This is a genomic window from Allobosea sp. 01N443 (assembly GCF_056399325.1).
Map to the genome: position 1 here is coordinate 1 of NZ_JBFTRC010000419.1, position 665 is coordinate 665.

1 protein-coding gene is annotated in these 665 nt (G+C 68.7%); it reads right to left on the minus strand.

Going from position 1 to position 665, the window contains the following annotated elements; genetic code table 11:
- Positions 1-351: 351 nt before the first annotated feature.
- On the minus strand, positions 352-665 hold a 314-nt coding region (locus AC1DRP_RS36785; protein ID WP_476771169.1), incomplete at its 5' end, for an OmpA/MotB family protein.

The window sequence follows — 665 nt, forward strand, 5'->3', positions numbered from 1 at the left end:
GGAGATGGCCGAGCCTCTCCCCGAGCTTCGGACAGTGCCTGAAGCGACGCGTCCTCGTCGGCGCTATCCCGCAAATGGACCGAGCGCCTGCGACTTCGGTCGGGGTCGGGCTGGCAGGTCGGTGGGCAGGCCTAGGCCGGCCCTTTGCCGGCATCCAGGGAGTTTACTTTCGGGCAGTCTGGCTGGCGCGCTGGGCAATAGGCAAAGGTGGCCCTTGGCTGACGTCCACAACGTCAGCCAAGGGCGTCTCGGTTGTGAGCCAATCCACGTCGCAATTGTCAGCCTCTTACGTCGTGTCAGCGACTGAGCTCAATCTCAACCGGACTCTCAGGCGGCCGAGGCGCCTTGTCGTCAGCGAAAGACGTTCGGGGGCAGCGGCGGCTCCGCACTGAGCAGCGTGATCGTCACCCGTTGGTTCGGCGCGATGTAGGGATTGTCGGGGAAGACCGGCTCGGTGTCGGCGCGTCCCACCACGGAAGCGAAGCGGTCGTTGGGGAGCCCGGCACCCGACAGGATCCCGCGCACGGCGAGCGCGCGCCCGGCGGAGAGGCTCCAGGAATCGACGGCCCGCACCGAGCCCGGGCGCGCGGCGGCCGTGTGGCCCGTGACAGACAGTTGGTTGGGCAGTCCGCGCAGGGTGGGCGCGAGCGCCACCAGCACGCGAC